General features: G+C 71.7%; 24 protein-coding genes. 6 read left to right on the top strand and 18 right to left on the bottom strand.

All coding sequences use genetic code 11. The annotated features are described in order from the left end of the window. Positions 1–1,440: LCP family protein (locus tag AOK15_RS15260; RefSeq protein ID WP_185093706.1), on the top strand; the 1,440-nt coding region annotated here is incomplete at its 5' end. A 34-nt stretch (positions 1,441–1,474) separates the two neighbouring features. Here AOK15_RS15260 and AOK15_RS15255 read toward each other — a convergent pair. Continuing rightward, complete coding sequence (locus AOK15_RS15255; RefSeq protein WP_055516954.1) at positions 1,475–2,023, bottom strand: acyl-CoA thioesterase; 549 nt, start codon at positions 2,021–2,023, stop codon at positions 1,475–1,477. 119 nt (positions 2,024–2,142) lie between these two features. Here AOK15_RS15255 and AOK15_RS15250 point away from each other — a divergent pair, with 119 nt between their 5' ends. Further along, positions 2,143–3,411 (top strand): LCP family protein, encoded by a 1,269-nt coding sequence (locus tag AOK15_RS15250; protein WP_055516952.1) that lies wholly within the window; start codon positions 2,143–2,145, stop codon positions 3,409–3,411. Between the two features lie 88 nt (positions 3,412–3,499). Here AOK15_RS15250 and AOK15_RS15245 read toward each other — a convergent pair whose 3' ends face one another. Continuing rightward, entirely contained in the window at positions 3,500–3,862 is a 363-nt protein-coding gene (locus AOK15_RS15245; RefSeq protein WP_055516950.1) for a four-helix bundle copper-binding protein, read from the bottom strand. 173 nt (positions 3,863–4,035) lie between these two features. Next, positions 4,036–5,193: an acyl-CoA dehydrogenase gene (locus AOK15_RS15240; RefSeq protein ID WP_055516948.1), complete on the bottom strand. Its 1,158-nt coding sequence runs from the start codon at positions 5,191–5,193 to the stop codon at positions 4,036–4,038. A 217-nt stretch (positions 5,194–5,410) separates the two neighbouring features. Here AOK15_RS15240 and AOK15_RS15235 point away from each other — a divergent pair, with 217 nt between their 5' ends. After that, complete coding sequence (locus AOK15_RS15235) at positions 5,411–6,754, top strand: UDP-glucose dehydrogenase family protein (protein ID WP_055516946.1); 1,344 nt, start codon at positions 5,411–5,413, stop codon at positions 6,752–6,754. Positions 6,755–6,949: 195 nt separating this feature from the next. On the opposite strand, the gene AOK15_RS15230 is transcribed toward AOK15_RS15235, so the two are convergent. Then, positions 6,950–7,456 carry a CGNR zinc finger domain-containing protein gene (locus AOK15_RS15230; RefSeq protein ID WP_055516943.1) on the bottom strand — a complete coding sequence of 169 codons (507 nt, stop codon included), beginning with the start codon at positions 7,454–7,456 and terminating at the stop codon, positions 6,950–6,952. Positions 7,457–7,565: 109 nt separating this feature from the next. On the opposite strand from AOK15_RS15230, the gene AOK15_RS15225 reads away from it, so the two are divergent. Continuing rightward, positions 7,566–7,928: a VOC family protein gene (locus AOK15_RS15225; protein ID WP_055516940.1), complete on the top strand. Its 363-nt coding sequence runs from the start codon at positions 7,566–7,568 to the stop codon at positions 7,926–7,928. Positions 7,929–8,072: 144 nt separating this feature from the next. Here the strand turns inward: AOK15_RS15225 and AOK15_RS15220 are convergent, their stop codons facing one another. The 4 genes from AOK15_RS15220 to AOK15_RS15205 form a co-directional block, all read right to left on the bottom strand. Then, on the bottom strand, positions 8,073–9,287 hold the full coding sequence (locus AOK15_RS15220) for a dipeptidase (protein ID WP_055516938.1): 1,215 nt from the start codon (positions 9,285–9,287) through the stop codon (positions 8,073–8,075). 139 nt (positions 9,288–9,426) lie between these two features. Further along, positions 9,427–10,623 carry a dipeptidase gene (locus AOK15_RS15215; RefSeq protein WP_055516935.1) on the bottom strand — a complete coding sequence of 399 codons (1,197 nt, stop codon included), beginning with the start codon at positions 10,621–10,623 and terminating at the stop codon, positions 9,427–9,429. 99 nt (positions 10,624–10,722) lie between these two features. Further along, entirely contained in the window at positions 10,723–11,247 is a 525-nt protein-coding gene (gene purE / locus AOK15_RS15210) for a 5-(carboxyamino)imidazole ribonucleotide mutase (RefSeq protein WP_079058503.1), read from the bottom strand. Next, positions 11,244–12,383, bottom strand: a complete 1,140-nt coding sequence (locus AOK15_RS15205) for a 5-(carboxyamino)imidazole ribonucleotide synthase (protein WP_055516931.1) — start codon at positions 12,381–12,383, stop codon at positions 11,244–11,246. The genes purE and AOK15_RS15205 overlap by 4 nt, the downstream gene beginning before the upstream one ends. A 231-nt stretch (positions 12,384–12,614) precedes the next feature. Between AOK15_RS15205 and AOK15_RS15200 the strand changes: the two genes are divergently transcribed. Further along, on the top strand, positions 12,615–13,181 hold the full coding sequence (locus tag AOK15_RS15200; RefSeq protein ID WP_055516928.1) for a GtrA family protein: 567 nt from the start codon (positions 12,615–12,617) through the stop codon (positions 13,179–13,181). A 43-nt stretch (positions 13,182–13,224) separates the two neighbouring features. On the opposite strand, the gene AOK15_RS15195 is transcribed toward AOK15_RS15200, so the two are convergent. From AOK15_RS15195 to AOK15_RS15165, 8 genes are all read right to left on the bottom strand, one after another. Then, complete coding sequence (locus tag AOK15_RS15195; RefSeq protein ID WP_055516926.1) at positions 13,225–14,493, bottom strand: ATP-binding protein; 1,269 nt, start codon at positions 14,491–14,493, stop codon at positions 13,225–13,227. Positions 14,494–14,713: 220 nt separating this feature from the next. Next, positions 14,714–15,391: a response regulator transcription factor gene (locus tag AOK15_RS15190; RefSeq protein WP_048819934.1), complete on the bottom strand. Its 678-nt coding sequence runs from the start codon at positions 15,389–15,391 to the stop codon at positions 14,714–14,716. Between the two features lie 577 nt (positions 15,392–15,968). Continuing rightward, complete coding sequence (locus tag AOK15_RS42140; protein WP_338059905.1) at positions 15,969–16,286, bottom strand: zinc ribbon domain-containing protein; 318 nt, start codon at positions 16,284–16,286, stop codon at positions 15,969–15,971. A gap of 197 nt (positions 16,287–16,483) precedes the next feature. Next, the gene (locus AOK15_RS15185; protein WP_055516924.1) at positions 16,484–17,887 is read right to left on the bottom strand and encodes a hypothetical protein; all 1,404 of its coding nucleotides are present in this window, start codon (positions 17,885–17,887) and stop codon (positions 16,484–16,486) included. Positions 17,888–17,925: 38 nt separating this feature from the next. After that, on the bottom strand, positions 17,926–19,077 hold the full coding sequence (locus tag AOK15_RS15180; protein WP_240508439.1) for a hypothetical protein: 1,152 nt from the start codon (positions 19,075–19,077) through the stop codon (positions 17,926–17,928). Positions 19,078–19,090: 13 nt separating this feature from the next. Further along, the gene (locus tag AOK15_RS15175; protein WP_055516922.1) at positions 19,091–19,822 is read right to left on the bottom strand and encodes an LPXTG cell wall anchor domain-containing protein; all 732 of its coding nucleotides are present in this window, start codon (positions 19,820–19,822) and stop codon (positions 19,091–19,093) included. A 349-nt stretch (positions 19,823–20,171) separates the two neighbouring features. Beyond that, on the bottom strand, positions 20,172–20,687 hold the full coding sequence (locus tag AOK15_RS15170) for an ATP-binding protein (protein ID WP_055516920.1): 516 nt from the start codon (positions 20,685–20,687) through the stop codon (positions 20,172–20,174). 316 nt (positions 20,688–21,003) lie between these two features. Next, positions 21,004–21,372, bottom strand: a complete 369-nt coding sequence (locus tag AOK15_RS15165) for an STAS domain-containing protein (RefSeq protein WP_055516918.1) — start codon at positions 21,370–21,372, stop codon at positions 21,004–21,006. Positions 21,373–21,608: 236 nt separating this feature from the next. On the opposite strand from AOK15_RS15165, the gene AOK15_RS15160 reads away from it, so the two are divergent. Next, positions 21,609–22,523, top strand: a complete 915-nt coding sequence (locus AOK15_RS15160; protein WP_055516916.1) for an RNA polymerase sigma factor SigF — start codon at positions 21,609–21,611, stop codon at positions 22,521–22,523. A gap of 96 nt (positions 22,524–22,619) precedes the next feature. On the opposite strand, the gene hutI is transcribed toward AOK15_RS15160, so the two are convergent. Together hutI and AOK15_RS15150 are read right to left on the bottom strand one after the other, a co-directional pair. Further along, on the bottom strand, positions 22,620–23,915 hold the full coding sequence (hutI, locus tag AOK15_RS15155) for an imidazolonepropionase (protein ID WP_055516914.1): 1,296 nt from the start codon (positions 23,913–23,915) through the stop codon (positions 22,620–22,622). Beyond that, positions 23,912–24,248: amidohydrolase family protein (locus AOK15_RS15150; protein WP_157870256.1), on the bottom strand; the 337-nt coding region annotated here is incomplete at its 5' end. The genes hutI and AOK15_RS15150, both read right to left, overlap by 4 nt.

Raw genomic sequence — 24,248 nt, 5'->3', positions numbered from 1 at the left:
ATGCCCGCACCGCCCCGCCGCCCCGCACGGCCGCAGCAGCCCAGGCCCCCGGTACGCCCGAGGAAGCGGGGCTGGGCCCTGCGGGTGGCGACCACGCTGTCGGTGGTGGTGCTGGCCGCCGCGGGGATCGGGCACGCGGTGGTCACCGGCCTCGACGACAAGATCGCCCGCGTCGACCCCTTCAAGGACATGAAGAACCGGCCCGAGGCGGGCCACGGCATGAACGTCCTGCTGGTCGGCACCGACGGCCGGGACCGCATCAGCGAGGAGGAGCGGCGCGCCTACCGGCTCGGCGGCGCCCCCTGCCACTGCACGGACACCATGATGATCGTCCACATCTCGGCGGACCGGGGGCGGGCCAGCGTCGTGAGCCTGCCGCGCGACTCCTACGCCGAGGTGCCCGCGCACACCGACCGCGCCACCGGGAAGAAGCGTCCCGCCCACCCGATCAAGCTGAACGCCGCGTACGCGGAGGGCGGACCCCCGCTCACCGTCCGCACGGTCGAGCACATGACCAAGGTGAAGATCGACCACTACGTCGAGGTCGACTTCACCAGCTTCATGCGGACCGTGGACGTCCTCGGCGGCGTCAGGATCTGCACCGCCCAACCGCTGAAGGACTCCTACACCGGCCTAGACCTGGCCGCGGGCACCCACGACCTCGACGGAGGACAGGCCCTGCAGTACGTCCGCTCCCGCCACGCCGACGGCTCCTCCGACCTCGGCCGTATGAAGCGCCAGCAACGCTTCATGGCCGCCCTCATGGCCCAGGCGACGTCCTCCGGTGTGCTCCTCAACCCGATCAAGTTCCGTGACGTCACCCGGGCCGTGCTCGGTTCGGTCCGCGCCGACAAGGAGTTCGGCACCGGGGAGCTGATCGACCTCGGCCGCGCCATGCGCAACCTCACCCCCGCGTCGTCCGAGTTCACCACCGTCCCCATCGGCCGCATGGGCCACGTCGTCGAAGGACTCGGCTCGACCCTCCAGTGGGACGCCGCGAAGTCGCGCCGCCTCTTCAAGGCCCTCCGTGACGACCGACCCCTCGCCCCCTACCGGACCCGCGGCAAGCGCGCCCTGGTGGAGGTGGCCCCGCAGCAGATCCGCGTCCAGGTCGAGAACGGCACGACCGTCGCCGGCCTCGGTGGCCAGGTCGACCGCCAGCTGGCCGCCACCGGCTTCCGCACCACCCGCACTCCGGTGAACGCCGGGCGCACCGACGTCCGCCGGACGGTCGTGGTGCACGACCCGCGCTGGGACCGCTCGGCCCGCTCCCTGGCGACCGCCCTGCCGGGCGCGGAGCTGCGGGAGGCCCCGGGGCAGGGGCCCGTCCTGCGGGTGATCGCCGGGGCGGACTTCAAGGAGGTCCGCAAGGTACGGGCCGAGGACCCCGACCGGGGCGAGTTCGGCGTGGTCACGGGCGACGAGGTGACCTGCCCCTGAAAGGCGCGGGCGGTGATCGACACCCGGGGGCGGCTCAGTCGCCCAGGCCGTCCGCGATCCTCTTCTCCCGCAGCTCCAGGATCGCCTTGCGGCGGGCCAGCCGGTGCGTCCGGCGGATCTGCGCCTCCTGGTAGCGCCGCCGGTCCCGTTCGGTCTCCGGCAGCACCGGCGGCACCCGGCGCGGCTTGCCGTCGGCGTCGACCGCCGCGAACACCAGATACGCCGACCCCACCTGCTGCGGCGGTGTCGACTCGTTCCACCGCTCCGCGAGCACCCGGACGCCGATCTCCATGGACGTCCGCCCCGTCCAGTTCACCTGGGCCTTCACATGGACCAGGTCGCCCACCCGGACCGGCTCCAGGAAGGCCATCTCGTCCATGGAGGCGGTGACGGCGGGCCCACCGGAATGGCGCCCGGCCACCGCGCCCGCCGCGTCGTCGACGAGCTTCATGATCACACCGCCGTGCACCGTCCCCAGCAGGTTGGTGTCGTTGTGGCTCATGATGTGGCTCAGGGTGGTCCGGGACGCCGAGGTCGGCTTGCCGGGTATATCGGATTCCGCTGCGGGGGCCTGCTCTGTCATGGCGTCCACCTTATGCGTGACCTCGTAAGGTCCGCTTTGCATCAGCTTGGCAACAGCCGCGCTGCGAAATTCCGCCGACCCTTGTACGGCCCACAGGGGAGCCCTGCACACTGGGGCGCATGAACGATTGGCCCGAGGGATGGTCCGACAGCAACCGCGGCGGCGGGTACGGACAGGGAAGCGCCGGCGCACACCCCGACGGGGCGCGCGTGATGCGCCAGGTCCGCCGCGGCCCGTCGGCGCCCCCTCAGGGCGGTGTGCCGCAGCAGCCGGCGTACGGCGACACGTACGACAACCACGGCGGCGGCCCCGAGCAGTACGACAGCGGCTACAACACCGGCCAGGTGTACGGCGGCGGTCCGGGCGGCCCCGGCGGCTACGACGGCCGGGGTGAGCGTCCCGCGCCGAACTGGCGGCGCCGGATCAAGTGGACGGCGATCACTGTCACCGTCGTACTGCTGGGCACGACGATCGGCACCTACTTCTGGGCCGACTCCAAGCTGAACCGCGAGGTCGACCTGTCGAAGGTCATCGAGCGGCCGGAGGAGGGCGAGGGCACCAACTACCTGATCGTCGGCTCCGACAGCCGCGAGGGCCTGTCCGACGCGCAGAAGAAGGAGCTGCACACCGGGTCCGCCGACGGCAAGCGCACCGACTCGATGATGATCCTGCACACCGGGTCCAACGGTCCGACGCTGATCTCGCTGCCCCGCGACTCGAACGTGGAGATCCCCAGCTTCGTGGGCTCCGAGTCGGGCAAGACGTACAAGGGCACCGGCCGCCAGGTGAAGCTGAACGCCGCGTACGCCGAGGACGGGCCGGAGCTGCTGGTCCGGACCGTCGAGGCCAACACGGGGCTGCGCATCGACCACTACGTGGAGATCGGCTTCGCCGGCTTCGCGAACATCGTCGACGCGGTCGGCGGTGTGGAGATCGACATCCCCAAGGGCGGCCTGAAGGACACCAAGTCGGGCGCCAACTTCGAGGCGGGCAAGCAGACGCTGAACGGCGAGCAGTCCCTGGCCTTCGTCCGCACCCGCTACGCCCTCGCGCGCAGCGACCTCGACCGCACGAAGAACCAGCAGAAGTTCCTCGCGGCCCTCGCCAGCCAGACGGCGACGCCGAGCACGGTCCTGAACCCCTTCAAGCTGTACCCGACGATGAGCGCCGGCCTCGACACGCTGATCGTCGACAAGGACATGAGCCTGTTCGACCTGGCCGACATGTTCTGGGCGATGAAGGGCGTCACGGGCGGCGACGGCAAGTCGATGAACATGCCGATCTCGGGCAACGCCGGCAACGGCAACCTCCAGTGGGACACCGCGAAGGTGAAGAAGCTGGTGGAGGAGCTGAAGAACGACGAGACGGTGACCGTGTCGGGCAACTGACCCGGCGGACGACCTGACCGAGGGGCATCCCGTACGGGGTGCCCCTCGGTCGTGCGGGTACGGTCGCGCGGGTCGGACCGGCCTCGTCTCAGGCCGTCGCGCCCGACATCGCCCGGCACGTCTCGGAGCAGCGGCGACACGCCTCGGCACAGCGCATCATCTGCGGATCGTCGGGCATGGACATACACGCCTCGGCGCACATGTCACAGGCGCGGGCGCACATCGCGCACATCTCGGCGCTCATCGGGGAGCGGCGCATCATCATGTCCGCGCACATACGGGTCATCTCGGCGCAGTCCATCAGGGCGCGCATGATCTGCATCTGGGCCTGACCGCCGGCCTGCATGCAGGAGCTCATGGTCTCCTCGCACACCGTGTGGCACGTCATGCACGCGTTGACGCAGTCCTGCATCTCCTTGCTCATCGCGGTCATGCTTCCGGTCTCCTGCATGGCTCCTCCAGGGGTGGGAGCGGGGGTCCGGGGCGGACCCCGTGCACTTCCGTCCTACGCCCCCCTGCCGCCACCCGCCATTGGGCGGACGCAAACATTCCGCACCATTCACCCCACAAGTCAACGGCCCCCGGCAGGGGACCGGGGGCCGTTCATGGGTTGCGCCGAAGGAGTTACGGCAGGTTGCGGGCCATGACGATCCGCTGAACCTGGTTCGTGCCTTCGTATATCTGCGTGATCTTGGCATCGCGCATCATGCGTTCCACCGGGTAGTCGCGGGTGTAGCCGTAGCCGCCGAGGAGCTGGACGGCGTCGGTGGTGACCTCCATGGCGACGTCGGAGGCGAAGCACTTGGCGGCGGCGCCCTGGAAGGTGAGGTCGCTGTCGCCGCGCTCGGAGGCGGCGGCGGCCTGGTAGGTCAGGGCGCGGGCGGCGGCGATCTTCATGGCCATGTCGGCGAGCATGAACTGGATGCCCTGGAAGTCCGCGATGGGCTTGCCGAACTGCTTGCGCTCCTGGACGTAGCCCTTGGCGTAGTCGAGTGCGCCCTGGGCGACACCGAGGGCCTGGGCCGCGATGGTGATGCGGGTGTGGTCCAGGGTCTTCATCGCCGTGGCGAAGCCGGTGCCCTCCTCGCCGATCATGCGGTCGGCGGGGATGCGGACGTTGTCGAGGTAGACCTCGCGGGTCGGGGAGCCCTTGATGCCGAGCTTCTTCTCCGGAGCGCCGAAGGAGACACCCTCGTCGGACTTCTCGACGACGAACGCGGAGATGCCCTTGGAGCGCTTGGACGGGTCGGTGACGGCCATCACCGTGTAGTACTCGGACTCGCCGGCGTTGGTGATCCAGCGCTTCACGCCGTTGAGGATCCAGTGGTCGCCGTCGCGGACCGCCTTGGTCTTCATACCGGCCGCGTCGGAGCCCGCGTCGGGCTCGGAGAGGCAGTACGAGAACATGCCCTCGCCCTTGGCGAGCGGGCCCATGTACTTCTTCTTCAGCTCCTCGGAGCCGGAGAGGATCACCGGGAGCGAGCCCAGCTTGTTGACGGCCGGGATGAGGGAGGAGGAGACGCAGACGCGGGCCACCTCCTCGATCACGATGACCGTGGCGAGCGCGTCGGCGCCGGCGCCGCCGTACTCCTCCGGGACGTGCACGGCGTGCAGGTCGTTCGCGACGAGCGCCTCGAGCGCCTCGCGGGGGAAGCGGGCCTCCTCGTCGACCGCGGCGGCGTGGGGCGCGATCTTCGCCTCGGCGAGGGAACGGATCACGTCGCGGAGCATGTCGTGCTCCTCGGACGGGCGGTACAGGTCGAAATCAGCCGATCCGGCCAAGGTCTCTCACGCTCCCGATGCTAACTACCGTTAAGTAACTCAAATTTTAAAGGGCCTGCCCACGCGAGAGATACGTGAGCTTGGCGACAGGTCCGGGACCGGTCGCGGCACCAGGGGGAATCTGCCCGGTAAAGGGCCCGGACACGCCCCGACTATGCTCGGGGCACCCGCCGCGCACGTCGCGGCGCACCCACGGCCGTACGTCCCAGGAGCATCCATGGCCCTCAAGATCACCGTGATCGGCACCGGCTATCTCGGCGCCACCCACGCCGCGGCCATGGCCGAGCTGGGATTCGAGGTGCTCGGGCTCGACGTCGTCGAAGAGAAGATCGACATGCTGCGCCGGGGCGAGGTCCCGATGTACGAGCCGGGCCTGGAGGAGCTGCTGCGCAGGCATGTCGCCGGGATCGAGGGCTCCACCGGGCGGCTGCGCTTCACGACGGACTACGCCGAGGTCGCGGCCTTCGGTGACATCCACTTCGTGTGTGTGAACACCCCGCAGCGGCACGGCGAGTACGCCTGCGACATGTCGTACGTCGACGCGGCCTTCGCCTCGCTCGCCCCGCATCTGACGGGTGCGGCCCTGGTCGTGGGCAAGTCGACCGTGCCGGTGGGCTCCGCCGACCGGCTGGCCGCGTATCTCGCCGAGCACGCCCCGGCGGGAGCCGACGCCGAGCTGGCCTGGAACCCGGAGTTCCTGCGCGAGGGCTTCGCCGTGAACGACACGCTGCACCCGGACCGGATCGTGGTGGGCGTCCGCAGCGAGAAGGCCGAGAAGCTGCTGCGGGAGGTGTACGCGACGCCGGTCGAGGAGGGCTCCCCGTTCGTCGTCACCGACTTCCCCACGGCCGAGCTGGTGAAGACCTCCGCGAACTCCTTCCTCGCCACCAAGATCTCCTTCATCAACGCCATGGCCGAGGTGTGCGAGGCCGCCGGGGGCGATGTCGCGAAGCTGGCGGAGGCCATCGGTCACGACGACCGCATCGGGCGGAAGTTCCTGCGGGCCGGCATCGGCTTCGGCGGCGGGTGCCTGCCGAAGGACATCCGGGCGTTCATGGCCCGCGCCGGTGAGCTGGGCGCCGACCAGGCGCTGACGTTCCTGCGGGAGATCGACTCCATCAACATGCGGCAGCGCGGCCAGATGGTCGAGCTGGCCCGGCAGGCGCTCGGCGGCGGCCCCTTCCTGGGCAGGCGGGTCGCCGTGCTGGGCGCGACCTTCAAGCCGGACTCCGACGACGTACGGGACTCCCCCGCGCTCAACGTGGCCGGGCAGATCCACCTCCAGGGCGGACAGGTCACGGTCTACGACCCGAAGGGCATGGACAACGCGCGCCGGCTGTTCCCGACGCTCGGGTACGCCGACTCGGCGCTGGAGGCCGTACGGGGCGCCGACATCGTGCTGCACCTGACGGAGTGGCGCGAGTTCCGGGAGCTGGACCCGCAGGCGCTGGGCGAGGCCGCGTCCCGGCGGCTGGTGCTGGACGGCCGCAACGCCCTGGACCCGGAGCTGTGGCGCCGGGCCGGCTGGACGTACCGCGCGATGGGCCGGCCGACGGCCTGACCCGAGGGACCGCGGCCCTGTCCGGGCCGCGAGGGGCCCGGAGTTCGACCGGGCCGGTAGCGGGCGACGCCGTTCCGGCCGAGGCTCAGTCGGCCGGAACGGCGTCTGTGCTCATTGTCCACCGTCCCGGTCCCCCGTGGGTGCGAAGCGCTTACTTCGCCGGTGACTCATGGGGTGATGTACGGCTCATCCGACTCACTTGGCCCGGTAGCGGCGCATCTTCGCGCGGGCTCCGCACACCTGCATCGAGCACCAGCGGCCGCGCCCGGCGGGGCTGCGGTCGTAGTACGCCCAGTGGCAGTCGGCGGCCTCGCACGCCTTGAGGCGCTGCCAGGTGCCCGCCGTGAGGGCCTCGGCGACGGCCGCGGCCACACGGGCGAGGAGGGGCGAGGGGTCGGCGGCGGGGCGCAGGCTCGCCGAGCCGTCGTCGGCGCGGACGGCGACGACGAGCGGCGCCGCCGCCAGCAGGTCGCCGAGCGGGGTCACCGCGCGGTGCGGCGGGTGCCCGGCGTGCGCGAGGCAGACGGCGCGCAGCGACTCGCGCAGTTCCCGTACGTCCGCGAGGTCCTCGGTCGCCGTCAGGGCGAGGCGGGCCCGGCCCTCCGGGGTGTCGAGGGCGTCGGCGCCCGACTCCAGGTCCAGCGTGTTCACCAGGCTCTCGACGAGGGCCAGGCCGCCGGGCGCGGGCACTCTCTCACTCATGGTGCGACCTCATGCTTGCGACGTTACCGCCAATGAGGAAGCATGCAGTAACCGTTACTGGTTACCCGCATCTACAGGTAACCGCATCGCAGAGCGAAGGAGAGCCGTCATGGCCATCGCCAAGCTGGATGTCGTCGTCGTGGACTGTCCCGACCCGGCCGCGCTCGCCGGGTTCTACGCCGAGCTGGTCGGCGGGGAGGTCTCGGGCGAGGGCGACTGGGTGGATCTGAGGGTGCCGGACACGGGTGTCCGGCTGGCGTTCCAGCAGGCGCCGGACTTCGTGCCGCCCGAGTGGCCGTCGCCGTCGCGTTCGCAGCAGTTCCATCTCGATGTGAACGTGGAGGACATGGACGCGGCGGAGAAGGAGGTGCTGGCGCTCGGGGCGAAGCCGCTGGACACGGCGGACCGTGAGCGGGGCTTCCGGGTGTACGCCGACCCGGCGGGGCATCCCTTCTGCCTGTGCCGGGCCTGAGGCGGGGTCCTGATGCGGCCGTGAAGTCGGGCCGGTGCGCCGCGACGGTGAACTGGACCGGGCGGGTCGGGCCGGACTGCCCGGCTGCGTGGTCGGCCGGTGAGGGCTCGGGGCTGCCGCCCGGTCGGGCCCTCACCTCCGGTGTCAGCCGTCCAGGTCGGCGATCCGCGCCGTCGACGCCTCGCGGCGGTCCCGGGCCGCCCGCGCCGTGAAGTCGGCGCTGCGCAGGACGCGTTGGACGTTGCCCCAGGTGAGCAGGGCGAGGTCGTCGTGGGACCAGCCACGGTGGAGGAGCTCGGCGACGAGGTGGGGGTAGCAGGAGGCGTCGGTGAGGTCCTCGGGGTGGGCGGCACCGGAGTCGTAGGTGCCGGAGAGGCCGACGCTCTTGGGGCCGGCGATGGAGCGGACGTGGTCGAGGTGGTCGGCGACGTCGCGCACGGAGGGGCCGGTCTGCTCGGCGGTGAGCGGCACCATGCACAGGCCGTGGGCCTCGCCGAGCGCGGCCAGCAGGTCGTCGGTGAGGTTCGCGGGGTGGGGGCGAAGGGCGTGGGCCGCCGAGCGGGTGCACAGGACCGGGGCGCGGGAGACCGCGAGGGTCCGGCGGATCGTCTGCTCACCGGCGCCGGAGAGGTCGGCGAGGACGCCCACGCGGTTCATCTCGCGGACCACCTCCTCGCCGAACCGGCTGAGGCCGGCCTCGCTCGCCCAGGAGACACCGGCGAGGGTGAGGGCCTTCAGGCCGAGCGCGTGCAGGGCGCGCAGGATGGCGAGGGAGTCGCCGAGGGCGGGGGCGCCGGCGGGGCCGAGCAGGATGGCGACGCGGCCGCAGTTGTGGGCGTCGGTGACCTCGCTCGCGGTGCGGACCAGCCGCAGGCCCGCGGGGTGGGCGTGGACGGCCTTGTGGACCAGGTCCAGTTGCTCCAGGGTGGCGCCGACGGCCCGGTCGCCGGTCAGCGGCTCGGACAGGTGCAGCGACCAGAACAGGGCGCCGATGTGCCCCTCGCGCATCCGGGGCACGTCCGTGTCCACGCCGCTCTCGCCGAGTTCCAGGTCGTACCAGGGCAGGTGGCGCAGCACCCACGGCAGCCCGCTGTAGCCGTCGGCGACGGGGTGGTCGGCGAGGAAGGCGTGCGCCTCCTCCAGCCCGTCCGACTGCTCGGCGCCCTCCGGGTCCGCGAGCCGCCCGGCGGCCTCGGGGGCCCTGGCGGCGTCGGCGGTGCCGCGCTCGGCCGTGCCGTCCGGCGGGGCTACGGGCTCGGCCGCCCCGAACCGATGGCTCGGCTTCGGCTTCCGCTTCGCGGGGGCGTCGAGCCGCCCCGCCTCCGCTGTCGCTTGCAGTTCGTCCTGCAGGTCTGCCATGGCGGACCTCCGTACCCGGTCGGTGAACGCAGTCACCGTCACCGTGCCACGGGGGCCGCCCGGATTCCTGGTGGGTGCGGCGTTCGGGGGTACGGCCGCACCGTCCCCGCCGGACGGGGGCCGTACCGCCGGCCGGGTGTCACCCGTCCAGCTGCTCCAGGGTCGCGTTCGACGGGCCCGTACGGGACTTCAGGTCGCGAGCGACGTCCTCGGCGGCGCCCAGCACACGGACCGCGTTCCGCCAGGTGAGCTTGGCGAGGTCGGTCCGGGACCAGCCGCGGTCGAGGAGCTCGGCGATCAGGTTCGGGTAGCCGGAGACGTCGTTCAGGCCGTCCGGGGTGAAGGCGGTGCCGTCGTAGTCGCCGCCGATGCCGAGGTGGTCGACGCCGGCGACCTCGCGCATGTGGTCGAGGTGGTCCGCGACCGTGGCGACCGTGGCGACGGGGCGCGGGTTGCGCTCCTCGAACTCGCGGTGGACGCGCATGGCCTCGGGGGTGGTGTCGAGGTGGTGGAGGCCGTGGGCGCGCATGTTCTCGTCGGCGGCGGCGGTCCAGTCGACGGCGGCCTGGAGGACGAACTTCGGTACGAAGGTCACCATCGCCACTCCCCCGTTGGCGGGGAGGCGTTCGAGGACGTCGTCCGGGATGTTGCGGGGGTGGTCGCAGACGGCCCGCGACGAGGAGTGGGAGAAGATCACCGGTGCGGCCGAGGCGTCCAGCGCGTCGCGCATGGTGGTCGCGGCCACATGGGAGAGGTCGACGAGCATGCCCTCGCGGTTCATCTCCCGGACGACGGCGCGGCCGAAGGCGGACAGGCCGCCGACCGCCGGTTCGTCGGTCGCGGAGTCCGCCCAGGCGATGTTGTCGTTGTGGGTGAGCGTCATGTAGCGGACGCCGAGCGCGTACAACGCGCGTAGCGTCGCGAGGGAGTTGTCGATGGAGTGACCGCCCTCGGCGCCCATCAAGGAGGCGATGCGGCCCTCGGCGCGGGCCGCCTCCATGTCGGCGGCGGTCAGCGCGGACCGCAGCCGCGACGGATAACGGTCGATCAACTGCCGTACGCAGTCGATCTGTTCGAGGGTGGCGGGGACGGCGCCCGGCAGGAACGCGGAGTCCGAGGGCACATACACCGACCAGAACTGGGCGCCGACGCCGCCGGCGTGCAGCCGGGCGAGGTCGGTGTGCAGATGGGCGCTCTGGTCGGTGGCGATGTCGCGGGCGCCCAGGTCGTAGCGGACCTGTTGACGCAGCGCCCACGGCAGGTCGTTGTGCCCGTCGGCGACCGGGAACTCGCGCAGCAGCTCCCGGGCCTCCTCCAGCGAACCCGTCCCCGTCATCCCGGTCACTTCCTCGTCCCCCGTCGTCCCCGTCACTTGCCGTACTCCCCCGTCCTCCCGGTCGCCCGGGTCGTCGCGGCTCTCGCGGTCAGTCCTGCGTCACTTGCCGAAGCCGAAGCCGCCCGCGGACCCCTCGACCTTGGTGCGCAGACGCTTGCCCTTCTCGGTGGCCTGGTCGTTCAGCTCCTGCTGGAACTCCCGCATCCGGCCGAGGAGTTCCTCGTCCTGGGTGGCGAGGATGCGGGCGGCGAGCAGTCCGGCGTTGCGCGCGCCGGCCACGGACACGGTCGCGACGGGCACCCCGGCCGGCATCTGCACGATCGACAGCAGCGAGTCCATGCCGTCGAGGTACTTCAGCGGTACGGGCACGCCGATGACCGGCAGCGGGGTCACGGAGGCGAGCATGCCGGGCAGATGGGCGGCGCCGCCCGCCCCGGCGATGATCACCTTGAGGCCCCGGTCCGCGGCCTCCTCGCCGTAGGCGACCATCTCGCGCGGCATGCGGTGCGCGGAGACGACGTCGACCTCGTAGTCGATCTCGAACTCGTCGAGGGCCTGCGCGGCGGCCTCCATGACGGGCCAGTCGGAGTCCGACCCCATGACAATGCCTACGACCGGGCTCATTCGGTGATCGTGCCTCTCAGGTATCCGGCGGCGTGACGGGCGCGCTCCAGCACGTCGTCGAGGTCGTCGCCGTAGGTGTTCACATGACCGACCTTGCGGCCGGGCTTCACGTCCTTGCCGTACATGTGGATCTTGAGCTGGGGGTCGCGGGCCATGCAGTGCAGATACGCCGAGTACATGTCCGGGTAGTCGCCGCCGAGGACGTTGACCATGACGGTCCACTCGGCGCGGGGGCGCGGGTCGCCGAGCGGGAGGTCGAGGACGGCCCGGACGTGGTTGGCGAACTGCGAGGTGACGGCGCCGTCCTGGCTCCAGTGGCCGGAGTTGTGGGGGCGCATGGCCAGCTCGTTCACCAGGATGCGGCCGTCGCGGGTCTGGAACAGCTCGACGGCGAGGTGGCCGACGACGTCCAGTTCCTTGGCGATGCGCAGGGCCATCTCCTCCGCCTGGAGGGCGAGGGCCGGGTCGAGGTCGGGCGCCGGGGCGATCACGGTGTCGCACACCCCGTCCACCTGCCGGGACTCGACGACGGGGTAGGCGACGGCCTGGCCGTGCGGCGACCGTACGACGTTGGCGGCGAGCTCCCGGACGAAGTCGACCTTCTCCTCGGCGAGGACCGGGACCCCGGCGCGGAACGGCTCGGCGGCGTCCTCGGCGGAGCGGACCACCCACACGCCCTTGCCGTCGTAGCCGCCGCGGACGGTCTTGAGGATGACCGGAAATCCCTCGCCCTCCGCCGCGAACGCCGCCACGTCCGCCGGGTCGGCGACGATGCGGTGCCTCGGGCAGGGCACGCCGATCGCGTCGAGCCTCGCCCGCATCACGCCCTTGTCCTGGGCGTGCACGAGGGCGTCCGGGCCCGGGCGTACGGGGATGCCGTCCGCCTCCAGCGCCCGGAGGTGCTCGGTGGGTACGTGTTCGTGATCGAAGGTGATCACGTCGCAGCCCTGCGCGAACGCACGCAGCGTCTCCAGATCGCGGTAGTCGCCTATGACGACATCACCGACGACCTGGGCCGCGGAGTCCTGAGGGGTGTCACTGAGGAGCTTGAACCTGATGCCGAGCGGGATGCCAGCCTCGTGCGTCATACGAGCGAGCTGACCGCCGCCGACCATGCCGACTACCGGGAACGTCACACCCCCAGAGTATCGGCCATGGAATCGGCCACTTCCCGGTGTCCGGTTCCCGCCCCCTTCCGGCGCCCGGGCAGCGGGTGTGAGGTGCTGCACAGGCGCTGCCCAGGGGCGCTGGTTAGCATGGCGGAACCAGCGGATTTCGATCGAAGATCAACTGTTTTCGGACCGACAGGCCCGACCTGGTACCGACCGAGGTACGACAGACCACCGAGCGACGGGGGCCGGCAGACGATGGGAAGCACCACCTCGGGGCCTCACCCGAAGCCCCGCGGCGCCCTGCGCCGACGGATCGACCTCCTCGTCCGCGAGGTCGCCAAGTTCGGTGCGGTGGGCGGTGCCGGGCTGCTGGTGAACCTCGCCGTGTTCAACCTCGTCCGGCACATCACCGACCTCCAGGTCGTCCGGGCCAGTGTGATCGCCACGGTCGTCGCCATCGCCTTCAACTACGTGGGGTTCCGCTACTTCACCTACCGGGACCGCGACAAGAGCGGCCGGACGAAGGAGCTCAGCCTCTTCCTGCTGTTCAGCGCGGTGGGCCTGGTCGTCGAGAACGGCGTCCTCTACACCGCGACCTACGGTTTCGGCTGGGACAGCCCGCTGCAGAGCAACATCTTCAAGTTCCTCGGCATCGGCGTCGCGACCCTCTTCCGCTTCTGGTCGTACCGCACATGGGTGTTCCGCACCCTGCCCGCCCGCGAGGCGGTGGCGAGCGCGGAATCGTTCCTGGAGGCGGGAGCCGCCCCTCCGCCCGCGCTGACCGGCGGCGGCCCGGTCAAGCGCCCGGACGGCCGGCGCTAGGCGCTCCCGCCCGCGGTCGCCCGCTGCCGCCCCCTCGCCGCTGCTACCGAACGGGCCGGTCGTCGCTGGACGGGGTCCTCACCGGCGTCCGGGACAGGAACATGCCGAACACCGGGGGCTGTGCCTGGAGCATCTCCAGACGTCCGCCGTCCGCCTCCGCGAGGTCGCGTGCGACGGCCAGCCCGATCCCCGTGGAGTTCCGCCCGCTGATCGCCCGCTCGAAGATCCGCGCCCCGAGGTCGGCGGGGACGCCGGGCCCCTCGTCGGTGACCTCGATGACCGCCTGGTTGCCGGTGACACGGGTGCGTAGCGCCACCGTGCCGCCGCCGTGCATCAGCGAGTTCTCGATCAGCGCGGCCAGCACCTGCGCGACCGCCCCCGGCGTGCCCACGGCCTGGAGGTGCCGTTTGCCGGAGCTGACGATGGCGCGGCCGGCGCTGCGGTAGGCGGGGCGCCACTCCTCCAGCTGCTGCTTGATGACCTCGTCCAGCTCGAACGCGACCGCGGAGCCGTTGCGCGGGTCGCGGGAGTTCGTCAGGAGCCGCTCCACGACATCCGTCAGCCGCTCGACCTGGGCGAGCGCGATGTGCGCCTCCTCCTTCACCGTGGCCGGGTCGTCGGTGAGCGTGATCTCCTCCAGCCGCATCGACAGCGCGGTCAGCGGCGTGCGCAGCTGGTGGGACGCGTCCGCGGCGAGGCGCCGCTCGGCGGTCAGCATGCGGCCGATGCGCTCGGCGGAGGCGTCCAGGACGTCCGCGACCCGGTCCAGCTCGGGGACGCCGTACCGCTTGTGCCGGGGGCGGGGGTCGCCGGAGCCGAGGCGTTCGGCGGTCTCGGCGAGGTCGGTGAGCGGGGAGGCGAGGCGGTTGGCCTGGCGTACGGCGAGGAGGACCGCGGCGACGACGGCGAGCAGGGCGACCGCCGCGATGATCAGCAGGGTGCGGCCGACCTCGCGGCTGACCGCCGAGCGGGACTCCTCGACGGTGACGACCTCGTCCTTCTCGCCCTTGGCCTCGTGGCGGATGACGTCGCCGACGGGCTTCGCGCCGATCTCGATCGTGCGCTGGCCGGGGATCTGGATGCGGGCGTAGCGGTCGTCGCCGACCTGGTCCTCCAGGACCTCGGCGGTGATCCGCTCGTCCCCGATGATCCGGCTGTCCACGATGCTGGTCAGCTGGACCGCCTCGGACTCCACGCGTTCCTGGGCGCTGTTGCTGATCGTCCGCGTCTCGACGATGACGAGGGAGACGCCGAAGACCGCGATGACCACGAGGACCACGGCGAGGGTGGACTGGATGAGACGGCGACGCACGGCTGCCCTCCGGGCGGGGCGGGGTGTTCTGGGACCTTCGATTGTGCGGCACCCGGTACGGGGTCCGGGCGGCACCCGGTACGGGGTCTGGGCGGCGCCCGGACCCCGGGGCCGTCAGGCGCCCGCCCGGGTCCCCTCAGAGCCTGTGAACAAACCCGCGCCCGGGCCCGAGGCGCCTGGCACCCCGGGCTGATCCGGACGGGGGTTTGTTCACAGGCTCTCAGTTCTTCTCGAACCGGAAGCCGACGCCCCGCACGGTCGCGATGTACCGGGGGTTCGCCGCGTCGTCGCCCAGCTTCTTGCGCAGCCAGGAGATGTGCATGTCGAGGGTCTTGGTGGAGGACCACCACGTGGTGTCCCACACCTCGCGCATCAGCTGGTCACGCGTGACGACCCGCCCCGCGTCCCGCACCAGCACCCGCAGCAGGTCGAACTCCTTCGCGGTGAGCTGGAGCTCCTCGTCGCCCATCCACGCCCGGTGGGACTCGACGTCGATCCGGACGCCGTGCGTGGCGGGCGGCTGCTGCGGCTCGGCCGCGCCGCGCCGCAGCAGCGCCCGTACGCGGGCGAGCAGCTCGGCGAGCCGGAACGGCTTGGTGACGTAGTCGTCGGCGCCCGCGTCGAGGCCGACGACGGTGTCCACCTCGTCGGCGCGCGCGGTCAGGATCAGGATCGGCACGGTGTGGCCCTCGGCGCGCAGCCGGCGGGCGACCTCCAGACCGTCCATGCCGGGCAGCCCCAGGTCGAGGACGACCAGGTCGACGCCACCCTGCATTCCGGCGTCCAGCGCGGTGGGGCCGTCCTCGCGGACCTCCACCTCGTACCCCTCCCGGCGCAGTGCGCGGGCCAGCGGCTCCGAGATGGACGCGTCGTCCTCGGCGAGCAGTACACGGGTCATGCGCTGATGGTAGTCCGCCGAGAACCGCAGGTGGAGGGTGATCGGCAAGCCTGATTCACACCATTGTCCGGCGGAATTCTTACCCCTGACGGCCATGATCGAATAGGTCGGGCATTCCGCCCCTGTTCCGTGGAGATCCAGCCGCGGCCGTCGAGGGTCCGTGGAGATCGGGGACGGTCCGTGCGGATTTCCGCGGCGGTTCCGCCTCCCGGAATGGGTACCCCGCACTGCGGGGAGGCAATTCCCGGACGCACCTTCGAATGCATGAGAGCTATCGCATTCTTACCTGTGATCCGTCTCTCAATCCCCTCTATTCCCTTGCCTACTCTGCCGTATGGTGATGGAACGCCTGTAGCGACGCGTAGGGACCTTGGGCGGCATATATGCGTTGAGGGTCTCTTTTGTGCGCGAGGTGGTGGCGGCCGCCCCTCCGACCGGGCGCGTCAGCGTCCTCGGCTGGGAGTTCCCCGTCTCCTGGTACCAGTCCGTCAACGTACCCGGGACTGAAGTCCCGGGCTTGCACAGCGGGCGCCACTGGCTGTGGCGCTGCGCTTGCGTCCTGTCCCGCCCCCGGGTGTCAGGGGTGGGTCTGGGGCGACCGCGCCCCGCGTCGCCACAACTCTTCTGCGCGAGCGCGGATGTTGCGGGAGCCGTTGCGGTCTGCGTGATCAACGAATCCGCAGGACCGGCACGCGAACCACGCCTGGGAGACCCGGTTCGCTCTGTCGATGTGGCCGCACTCGGCGCAGGTACGGGAGGGGTACGCCGGATCGACGTACACCACCGGCACCCCGGCCTTGTTGGCCTTGTACGCGATGAACTGCCCCAGCTGTGCGAAGGACCGGCTGGAGTGGGTGGCCCGTTGGGGCTTGCGAAGCCGTACCCATTCGCAGATGCCCGTCAGGTCCTCCAGGGCGATACCGCGTCCGGTGCGTTCCGCCTCGGCCGCTGTACATGTACCGCAACAAGGTCAAGCGGCTCATGGGCGACGTGCGCTGAGCCCGCCGCCCGGCATTGCGTGCAGGGCCGCCGCACCTCGGGGTGCGGCGGCCCTGCGGGCTTCTCGGTACGGACCCGCCGTGGACGCGGGGCTCAGCGCAGATACCGGCGCGGCATGAAGGTGAAGACCGCACCGCCGAGCAGCGCCGCCGTGCCGGCGACGAGGGCCAGCGCCTTGAGTGTGCCCTGACCGCCGCCCGCGCCCGTGTCCGCGAGTCCGCCGCCGGTGGCGGACCCGGAGGCCGTGCCCGAGCCGGACGCGGAGCCGCCGCCGACGGAACCGGGGGACGAGGAGCCGCCCCCCGCGCCGCCCGGCTGCTCCTCGGTGTCGAGGGTGAGCGAGACCAGCGACTCGGCGGGGGTGCACGTGGTGGTCGTCCCCAGTGCCTTGATCATCAGCACGCCGGGGGCCAGCGTGGACTCGCCGCTCGCGCCCGGCTTGTAGGTGCCGGTGAGGTCGGGGATCTCCATGGGGTCGCCCGCCTTGATCGGCTCGGCGTTCGTCGGTCCCTCGACCCGGACCGAGCCCTTGTCGGCGCCACCGAGGACGATCTCCATGGCGGGCTTCACCGAGTCCGCGGGGATGTCGGCGGGGCTGTCCATCACCGACTTCTTGAACCGCACGGTGAGGTCGAAACTCCCGCCGTCCTTCGTGGCGTCGATCTGCACCGGCGAGACCACGCTCCGGTTGCCGATGGGCGTCACGCAGTCGTACGGGACCCGGACCTCCTTGCCGGGGAAGTCGGTCTGCCCGCCACCGCCACCGGTCGTGCCGCCGCCGGTCGTACCCCCGGAGGTCGTGCCGCCGGAAGTCGTGCCCGAGGTCGTCGTACCGCCCGCCGTCGTGCCCGAGGTCGTCGTACCGCCCGCCGTCGTGCCCGAGGTCGTCGTACCGCCCGCGGTCGTGCCGCCGGACGACGTGCCTCCGCTGGTGCCGGTGGTACCGCTCGTGCCGCTGCCGCCCGTGGTGCCGCTCGTACCGCCCGAAGTACCGCCACCGCCCGTGACGTCGATGGTCGCCCCGGCGGTCACCGGTACGGTCGGCGCGCACGCGGTCTGGGTCGAGAAGACGTCGATGGCGTACGCGCCGGGGGTCAGGGTCACCGCGCCGGGTGCCGTCAGTTTCAGGGTGCCTTTCATCGTGGAGAGGACCATGGCGGCGCCCTTGGGGATGGCGGGGTTCTCGCGCGGGCCCTTCATGGCGATGTCCGCGGTCTGCGCCCCGGCGGCCTTGAGCGTGCCGGTCGGCTGGACGGTGTTGGCAGGCAGGTCGATGAGGTCGGGGTTCTTGGACGCGGCCTGGACGAACTTCCACACCACCTCGACCTCGTCGCCGACCTTCGCCGACTTCGGGGCGGTGATCTCCACCTTGGTCGTGCCCTCCACGGGCGGCAGTCCGGAGATCGGCGGCGGCACGCACTTCGTCGCGTACGCCACCTCGCCCGCGTACGCCGGCACGGCCGCCACCCCCAGCAGGGCACCGGCCCCGCCGAGCATCAGGGCGACCCCGAGTGCACTGGCTCTTCGCTGCGCTCTCACGCGCTTCCCTCTCTGGTCGGAGTCGTGGGGCTGTCTTCCCTCGGTGCGGAGAGCGCCCCGGCCGTCGTGGCCCCCGGATCGGTGTCCGGGGTGAACCACGGCAGGGCCGGGGTCGTACGAGACGTGGTGCGGGCCCCGGCCGGCGACGGGCGGGGTTCGGCGTGCGCGCCCGTCGAGGCGCCCCACCGAGGGAGTCGGCGGGTGAGTCCGGGGAGCGGTGATCGGCGGCGGGACCGTCGGCCGGAGGCGGTGCGGCGCGGCCGGAACCGGTCCACCACCGCCAGCCCGACGCGGAACAGCGCGGCCGGGACGACGAGGCAGAGCAGGAGCCAGAAGAGGGTGACGCCCCAGGGGCGGCCCACGTCCCAGGGGTGTTCGGCGAGGACCTTGCCGCCGTAGGTGAGGGAGACGGTGTAGTCGCCGTGCGCCCCGGCGGCGAGTTCCACCGGCAGGGAGACGCGCGCCTTGCGGCCCGGCGCGATGGTGCCGCGCCACTGGTGGTCCTCCCACTGCGGCGCGTACACCCCGTGCGAGGTGCCGACCTGGAAGACGGGATTCTCGACCGGGGAGGCGCCCACGTTGCCGACGGTGAGGACGAGTTCGCGGGTAGCCGGGGCCCCGAACCAGGTCAGCAGGCCGCTCGTGCCCTTCAACTCCGTGTCCGTCAGTACGGAGAGCCGTCCGCCGGTGGCCTCCGGGGGCAGCGGCTCGACCGAGTGCCCGGCGACCTGGAAGGCCGCGAAGGCCTCCGCCTTCTTCCCGGTGATGGTGGCGACGCGCACCACGCACGGGCACGGCACCGGCGGCTCCGCCACCGGCACTCGCCTGCTGAAGTCGCCCTCGGCGTCGGCCGTCACGGCCCGGCCGTCGGCGTTGGCGCAGGAGTCGGTGCCGCCCGACACACCCCGCGACGGCGTCGACCGACCGCAGATCAGAATCATCAGCAGCGCCCTCGACCGCCAGCCGCTGCCGGTGACGGTGAGGGAACCGCCCGTCCCCGCCTGCGACTTGGACAGCGTCACGGCCGGCCCGTCCGCCGCCACGGCCGTTCCCGCCCCGCCACCGAGCGGCGCGCCGAGCGCCAACGCCAGCGCGAGCACGGGCGCGAGCGCGACCGCCGCCGCCGCGGGAATCCGCGCACTCCTCACGTCACCGCTCCCGTCAGCGGCGCGCGGTCTGATTCCTGCGCGACAGCCACAGCGCGCCCGCGGCGCCCGCGAGGAGCACCGTGCCGCCGAGCGTGCCGAGGGCGACCGCCGAGTCCAGCGGGCCGGTCTGTGGCAGTTCACCGCCGGACCCGCCGGCACCGCTCGTCCCCCCGGAGGCCGATCCGCCGGAGCCGTCGGAGCCGCCCCCGCCTGCCGCGGTGACGTCCAACGTCAGCGACGGCCCCGGGTCGTTGCCCGGGGTGCAGGTGGTGACCGTCCCGAGGGCCTTGATGGTGAGCACACCGGCGGTGAAGTCGACCTTGCCGGTCTTCTTCGGGGTGTACGTCCCGCTCAAGTCATTGATCTTGATGGGGGTGTTGGCCGGAATGGCCTCCTGGTTGGCCGGTCCCGCGACCGTGAGCGTCCCGCTCTCGGCGCCGCTCAGCTTGATCGTGGCGCTCGGGCTCATCGCGCCCTTGCCCAGCTCCACCGGGCTGGACGAGACGCCCTTCTGCCACGACATGGTGATCCGGTAGCCGTCGCCCCGCTTCACGCCCTTGATGTCGATGGGCGAGACCGCGGACTTGTCCCCGATCGGCGTCTTGCAGTTGTACGTGACGTCCACGACCTCGGCATGGGCCACCGGGGCGGCCATCAGCACCGCCGCGCCGGCCAGGGCCACGAGGGACGTGAGCGCGGCGGTTCGTTTCTGGTACGTCCGGTACGACACCTCGGCACCCCACATTCTGACGGAACATCAGATCGGCCGCTCAAGGTACGCCGGGGGTCCCGAGGAAGGAAGACACACGCAAGTGTCGGATGTGTGTCGGTGCGTCAGGGCGGCGCTCCGGGCCCACGGGGCGCGCGAAGGCGGTGCCGGACTCAGGCCGGGGCACACGAGACCGGTACTGGGCACAGGCCGTCGCCGACGGCGTCACCGGGGCCACGCGCGAGCAACTGCTGGGCTCAGGCCGAGGCACGCAAGACCGGTAATGGACACAGGCCGCGGCGCGCTAAGCGACCGCCGGGCTCAGGCCGGAGCACCCGGAGCAACTGCCCGGCTCAGGCCGGAGCACCCGGAGCAACTGCCCGGCTCAGGCCGGAGCGCCCAGTTCCGCCCACACGGTCTTGCCGGAGGCACCCGGCGTCCGCACGACCCCCCAGTCGAGGCACAGTCGCTGCACGATGAACATGCCGTGTCCTCCGGGCCGTCCCGCCCGGTGCGGTGTGCGCGGCGCCGGATTCCCGGCTCCCCGGTCGGCGACCTCGATGCGCAGCACCTTGTTGTCGCAGCTGATCCACAGCTCGGCGGGCCCCCCGGCGTGCAGGCAGGCGTTCGTGACCAGCTCGGACACCACCAGCAGCACGTCCTCGGCCGCGGCCCGCTGGTCGGCGGTGGCGGCGGGCAGCCATCCCCACTCGTACAGCGCCTGGCGGGTGAAGTCACGGGCGAGCGGGACCACGCCGCTCTCGCCGTCGAAGCTCAGCCGGCGGGACCGGCGACCGGCGGCCGTCGCCGCGGGCCGGTCCTCTCCGGGCGCCCCGGAAGCGCCGCCGACACCCGGTTCAGGGCCGCGGTCGCCCGGCGAGACAGGCCGGGTGGTGCTCATCAGCGCTTCACCTCACCGATTCACCAGTTCACGTATCAGGACTCAAGAGTGCGGGAACGGAGCCCGCCGCACGTGCTTTTTCCTGCTGTCATCCGTTGTGCCATCCGTCTTTCCGTCGTGGCCGTCGAGCCGTCGGCCGGCGCTTGCGACCCGTTCAGGATGTCTCCTGCCCGAGCGAACCGTCAGAACACCCACGTTTTCGGCACGAAACCTGTGACGCCAGTAACCCGCCGGTCACTGTGTGACACGCGGGCAGCCCCCGCGGGCGGCCCGGCCGACCGCGGGGCGGACCACCGACGCGCTCAGGGGGAATCCCCTAGGTGGACAGAGCCGCCTCGACGGTGTCGTGGACGGTGAAGACGGCCTCGGCGCCGGTGATCTCGAAGACCCGGGCGACCGCCGGCAGCATCCCCGCCAGATGGACCCCGCCGCCCGCGGCCTCCGCCCGGAGGCGGACGCCCAGCAGGACGTTGAGTCCGGTGGAGTCACAGAACTCCAGTTGTGTGCAGTCCACCACAAGGCGGGCGAAGCCCTTGTCGAGGCACCCTTCGAGCGGCTCGCGCAACAGATCGGCGGTGTGGTGATCGAGCTCACCCGCCGGGGTCACGACGGCGCTGGCGCCCTCTTCCCGCACCTCGACCCGTAGCCGGCCCGACTGTGCGCTGCCGACCGTCCCACGGTCCATGCCGTCATCTCTCCCGACCGTCGTGGCTGCTGACTCACCCTCGAACACTACGCCTTCTCCACACTCCCCGACACCCGAACAATCACCTGCAAATGGACATTTCGCCACAGGAGGCACTTGCGACGGTGTCCCGGAACCGGGTAGGCCTAGTAGTGACACCAACCAACACGGCCGGCTTCGGAGGCGCCGCACACCGCAGTGCACGTATTGGCATCGGCGGCCATATGCCGAGAACGATGGAGGACATCATGTCACCCCGGCTCGACGAATCGCATACCCAGAGGGCGACGTCGACACCCTCTCTGGAAGACGGTCTCGACGACATCGCCCACCCATCGGGCGACTCACTCGCGGACCTTCCGGAGATCCCCCCGTACGACGAGGTGGGGCCGGTGGACGCACGGGCCCTGTCCAAGACCCTCTTCGAGCGCCTCGAATCGCTCGAGGAAGGCACGTACGACTACTCATACGTCCGCAACACCCTGGTGGAGCTGAACCTCGCGCTCGTGAAGTTCGCCGCCTCCCGGTTCCGCTCGCGCAGCGAACCCATGGAGGACATCATCCAGGTCGGGACGATCGGCCTGATCAAGGCCATCGACCGCTTCGAGCTGAGCCGGGGCGTCGAGTTCCCCACTTTCGCGATGCCGACGATCGTCGGCGAGATCAAGCGTTTCTTCCGTGACACGAGCTGGTCCGTGCGGGTCCCGCGCAGGCTCCAGGAGCTCCGCCTCGACCTGGCCAAGGCCGGTGACGAGCTCGCCCAGAAGCTCGATCGCGCTCCGACAGTGGGAGAGTTGGCGGAGCGCCTGGGTCTCACGAACGACGAGGTCGTCGAGGGCATGGCCGCGTCGAACGCGTACACCGCCTCGTCGCTGGACGCCCAGCCCGAGGAGGACGACTCCGAGGGCGCGCTGGCCGACCGCATCGGCTACGAGGACCACGGGCTGGAGGGCATCGAGTACGTCGAGTCCCTGAAGCCGCTGATCGCCGGGCTGGCACCGCGCGACCGTCAGATCCTTTCCCTCAGGTTCGTCGCCAACATGACGCAGTCCGAGATCGGGGACGAGCTGGGCATCTCGCAGATGCACGTGTCCCGGTTGCTGTCCCGCACGCTGGTCCGCCTGCGCAAGGGACTGACCCTCGACGAGTAGCACGCATGGGCCCCGACGAAACATTTCGGCCGGGTGCGGCAGGAGCCATGTTCCTCCCGCACCCGGCCGAACTGTGTCCGGGCCCCGGTCGCCCGCTCAGACCTCGCGGACGCCCCTGCGCCACACTCCGGTGACCAGGGGGACGCCCGGCCGGTAGGCGAGGTGGACATGGCTGGGCGCGTCCAGCAGGAGCAGGTCGGCGTACGCGCCCGGGGCGAGGCGGCCGATGTCGTCCCGGCGCAGCGCCCGCGCGCCCCCGGCCGTCGCCGACCAGACCGCCTCGTCCGGCGTCATCCGCATGTCCCGCACGGCGAGCGCGACGCAGAAGGGCACCGACGACGTGAAGGACGAACCCGGGTTGCAGTCGGTGGACAGGGCGACGGTGACGCCCGCGTCGAGCAGACGGCGGGCGTCCGGCCATTCGGCGCGGGTGGAGAACTCGGCGCCGGGCAGCAGGGTGGCGACCGTACGGCTGTGGGCGAGGGCGTCCACGTCGGCGTCGGTCAGATGGGTGCAGTGGTCGGCGCTCGCCGCGTCCAGTTCCACGGCGAGCTGGACGCCGGGGCCGTGGGAGAGCTGGTTGGCGTGGATGCGGGGGTGCAGTCCCCTGGCCTTGCCGGCGGTGAGGATCGCGCGGGCCTGGTCGCCGTCGAAGGCGCCCTTCTCGCAGAAGACGTCGATCCAACGGGCGTACGGGGCGCAGGCGTCGAGCATCTCGCCGGTGACGAGGGCCACATACTCCGAGGGACCAGCGGGGTCCTCGGCGTGGTCCGGGGACACGATGTGCGCGCCCAGGTAGGTCACCTCGTCGGTGTGCCGGGCGGCGATGCGCAGGGCCCGCGCCTCGTCCTCGACGGTCAGGCCGTAGCCCGACTTGGTCTCGATGGTGGTCGTGCCCTGGCGGAGGGCCTCGCGCAGGTAGCGGGTGAGGTTCGCCTCCAGTTCCTCGTCGGTGGCGGCGCGGGTGGCGGCGACGGTGGTGCGGATGCCGCCCGCGCTGTAGGCCCGGCCGGACATGCGGGCGTTGAACTCGGCGGTCCGGTCGCCCGCGAAGACGAGGTGGGAGTGGGAGTCCACGAAGCCGGGGAGCACCGCCCGGCCACCGGCGTCGACCCGATTGTCAGTGGCGGGTGCTTTGCTTCGTTCACCGGTCCACGCGACGCGTTGACCGTCGATGACGAGTGCCGCGTCCCGGATCAGGCCGAGAGGGGATCCGTCGCCGAGAGAGGGGTCGTTGGTGACCAGGGCAGCGATGTTGGTGATGAGCGTGCTGGCGGTGCTCGCGGAGTGGGCGGGGCTGTCGGTCGTCGGGCTGCTCATGGCGTCCTTGGTGGCCTGGTCGGCGGTCGGGTCGGGTGCGGGCTCTGCTTCGGGTGCGCGGGCGGGCCTCATCCGCGCAGGGCTGCGACGGCCTCGGCGAGCGCCTTCGGCACATCCGGTACGAGGGCGTGCGCCCCGTCCCGGACGACGTGCCGACCGCCCACGACCGTGTGCGACACGTCTGCTGCCGACGCGGCGAATACAGCCGTCTCCGCGCCCAGCCGTGGAAGCGGGCCTGCCGTCCTGACGGAGTCGAGCGCGATCGTCGTGAAGTCGGCGAGCGCGCCGGGCTCCAGGGCGCCCGCCTCGTCCCAGCCGAGCGCCGCGTGGCCGTCGGCCGAGGCCGCCCGCAGGAGGGCCGCCGCCGTCCAGTGACCGCGGGTGCGGCTGCGCAGCCGTTCGTTC

The organism is Streptomyces ossamyceticus (assembly GCF_001418475.1).
Lineage (GTDB): Bacteria > Actinomycetota > Actinomycetes > Streptomycetales > Streptomycetaceae > Streptomyces > Streptomyces ossamyceticus.
Note: the sequence above shows the minus strand (reverse complement) of the source record. Positions and strands in the feature narration are given on the sequence as shown.

Bases quoted from the DNA above. Each gene is read 5' to 3' on its own strand.
- AOK15_RS15255 (WP_055516954.1), bottom strand. From the start codon at position 2,023: ATGACAGAGCAGGCCCCCGCAGCGGAATCCGATATACCCGGCAAGCCG.
- AOK15_RS15250 (WP_055516952.1), top strand. From the start codon at position 2,143: ATGAACGATTGGCCCGAGGGATGGTCCGACAGCAACCGCGGCGGCGGG.
- AOK15_RS15245 (WP_055516950.1), bottom strand. From the start codon at position 3,862: ATGCAGGAGACCGGAAGCATGACCGCGATGAGCAAGGAGATGCAGGAC.
- AOK15_RS15235 (WP_055516946.1), top strand. From the start codon at position 5,411: ATGGCCCTCAAGATCACCGTGATCGGCACCGGCTATCTCGGCGCCACC.
- AOK15_RS15230 (WP_055516943.1), bottom strand. From the start codon at position 7,456: ATGAGTGAGAGAGTGCCCGCGCCCGGCGGCCTGGCCCTCGTCGAGAGC.
- AOK15_RS15225 (WP_055516940.1), top strand. From the start codon at position 7,566: ATGGCCATCGCCAAGCTGGATGTCGTCGTCGTGGACTGTCCCGACCCG.
- AOK15_RS15220 (WP_055516938.1), bottom strand. From the start codon at position 9,287: ATGGCAGACCTGCAGGACGAACTGCAAGCGACAGCGGAGGCGGGGCGG.
- AOK15_RS15215 (WP_055516935.1), bottom strand. From the start codon at position 10,623: ATGACGGGGACGGGTTCGCTGGAGGAGGCCCGGGAGCTGCTGCGCGAG.
- purE (WP_079058503.1), bottom strand. From the start codon at position 11,247: ATGAGCCCGGTCGTAGGCATTGTCATGGGGTCGGACTCCGACTGGCCC.
- AOK15_RS15200 (WP_055516928.1), top strand. From the start codon at position 12,615: ATGGGAAGCACCACCTCGGGGCCTCACCCGAAGCCCCGCGGCGCCCTG.
- AOK15_RS15190 (WP_048819934.1), bottom strand. From the start codon at position 15,391: ATGACCCGTGTACTGCTCGCCGAGGACGACGCGTCCATCTCGGAGCCG.
- AOK15_RS15185 (WP_055516924.1), bottom strand. From the start codon at position 17,887: ATGCTCGGCGGGGCCGGTGCCCTGCTGGGGGTGGCGGCCGTGCCGGCG.
- AOK15_RS15175 (WP_055516922.1), bottom strand. From the start codon at position 19,822: ATGTGGGGTGCCGAGGTGTCGTACCGGACGTACCAGAAACGAACCGCC.
- AOK15_RS15170 (WP_055516920.1), bottom strand. From the start codon at position 20,687: ATGAGCACCACCCGGCCTGTCTCGCCGGGCGACCGCGGCCCTGAACCG.
- AOK15_RS15165 (WP_055516918.1), bottom strand. From the start codon at position 21,372: ATGGACCGTGGGACGGTCGGCAGCGCACAGTCGGGCCGGCTACGGGTC.
- AOK15_RS15160 (WP_055516916.1), top strand. From the start codon at position 21,609: ATGGAGGACATCATGTCACCCCGGCTCGACGAATCGCATACCCAGAGG.
- hutI (WP_055516914.1), bottom strand. From the start codon at position 23,915: ATGAGGCCCGCCCGCGCACCCGAAGCAGAGCCCGCACCCGACCCGACC.